Genomic DNA, 2132 nt, shown 5'->3' with positions numbered 1-2132 from the left:
GCTCCAGATAGGATTCCTGCTCTTCTTCAGGAACCTTAAAATTTCCATTCTCGTCCGTAAGCCAGATCATCTGCTTTTCCGTTTTATTGTAAATCACAGAATCTGTCACAAAGCTGCGGTCATTGAAAATCACAAGTCCCTCCTCTGGGGAAAAAATATCTCTCCCCGCATACATTCTGGAATCATAAGAAAATCCAAACAAATTGAGCAGGGTAGGCAAAAGGTCCATAGGCCCGCAGGCTTTTTCCACAACCACAGGCTCCTCCTCCATCTGACTGTTCCACAGAATCAGACTGTTGCGATAAAGGTCCATTCCCTGAGAGAGGGAGGTTCCCGCAAGCTCTTCATACTGCTCCTTTGTCATGCCGTAGGGATAATGATCCGCGCTCAGACAGATAACGGTCTTTTCCAGCGCTCCCGCCTCTGAAAGCCTTTCCAGCAGATATTCCAGCGCCTTGTCCAGCTCAATATTGCAGGCGATGTAGGCTCTGGCATTTTCCGACATTTCCAGACCGGAAACAGCCTCCCTGTTTTTGGCCGCCATGGCATTTCCTGTAAAATTATAATTCATATGGCCGGAAACTGTCATGTAATACACATGAAATCTGGATTTGTTTATGTATTCCGGCACCGTCCCCTGCAGCATTTCCAAATCGGAAGCAGGCCAGGCGTCCGGATTCTCCATGGGAAAAATCTTATCCCCCCACTCCTCCTCAGAAAGGCTTCCCAGCCTGCAGCCCTTAAAGTCATACCCAAGATTGGGATGTGTCAGATAACGGTCATAGTAAGACAGACTGTTATTGTGATAAGCCAGGGAGTCCACCCCCTCCCTGGCAAAAAAAGCTGGAAGGGTAAAGGGCATTTCATTGGAAGCGCTCTTTCGCATGCTGAACTGCCTGTCCGGAATCAGCCCGGTACAGTTGATGTATTCTCCGTCGCTGGTGCTGGTCTGCCAAAGGGGCACATAATAATTTTCAAACACAAAGCCGGAATTCACAAGCCGGTACAGAGTTGGTGTCAAATCCTCTCTGACCGCATAAGGAGAAAAGCCCTCCGCCGTCAGAAAAATCAGGTTATATCCCTCAAACAGTCCCGTATATTCGTTTTCTAAAGTGGGCTCTTCCGCTTCTATGTAATCTGCCAGCCACAGTTTCTCTTCGCTGTCGGAAAGCTCTCTCAGCAAAGAAAAGTCCAGCTTCATTTCATGCTTTCCAGGCTCTGTGTTTTCTAAGGCTCCCCCGTCCCCCAAATCTCCGTCCTGAGTCTGTGTTCCCTCCTGGAAAGGGGGAGCTCCCTGAGAGCCTGAGCCTTCCTGGGGACCTAAGCTCTCCGTGGCTTCCTGGCCGTCTCCAGGCAGCGTACTTTGGGGATTTGTCTCCTTGGGCGGTATTTCCTGGGCCGGGTTTTCTCCCGGTTTTGCCGAGCCGGCCTGTGCTGCCTGGCCCCCGCTTCTCTCAGGCTCCCTGGAAAATCTGGCTACAATGCCATTCCACAGCTCCTTCCCGCCATCCGTCATGCAAATATAAGTGTCACGCTGCAGCATGGGAAGAAATCCCAGTCCTCTGGCAACCCCGAGAGGATCATAAAAATCAGAATAACCTTCGTAATAATCCGCTTCCAGGGTCTTTCCAATTTCCATAACCGTGATCTCTCCTACGATCCCAACACAGATTACCACATTTAACCGCAAAACCTCCAGCACGCCCAAATCCGGCAGCTTTACCCTGAAATGGTGCATCAAAATGCCAAGGACCACCCCCGGCAGTACCACAAGCGCCAGAAAGGGAATCATCTGCCATATTCCCGCAAGGGCCTCCCGCCAGTAATTGGTCAGCGCATCCTGTCCGCCCCGGAAAATTCCTTCCCACAAAAGCGGCTGCTTAAAAATGCCAAGATAGACAATCTGCGCCCCAGACCAAATCGTATAAAACCAGATCACGGCATAAAAAATAATCTTTTTTAAAAGCCCTCTGCAAAGTCCTATCACAAGAGACCATATACCGGACCATGCTGCAATCAGCGCCACCGTATACGCCGGCATACATCCTGCCAGGCCAAATCCGCTCAGATGGTATATGATTTCCAGATACAGCAAAAACCCGGCCAGGCCGGCCGTCAATCGGATCATAGAC

The 2132-nt window shown here is 50.3% G+C and carries 1 protein-coding gene; it reads right to left on the bottom strand.

Features of this window, described 5'->3' with window-relative positions:
- On the bottom strand, window positions 1–2132 hold a 2132-nt coding region (locus AC1WIP_RS14930), incomplete at both ends, for an LTA synthase family protein (RefSeq protein WP_481142574.1).

It is taken from the genome of Acetatifactor sp. (assembly GCF_982438285.1).
This window is presented reverse-complemented; position numbering and strand designations above follow the sequence as displayed.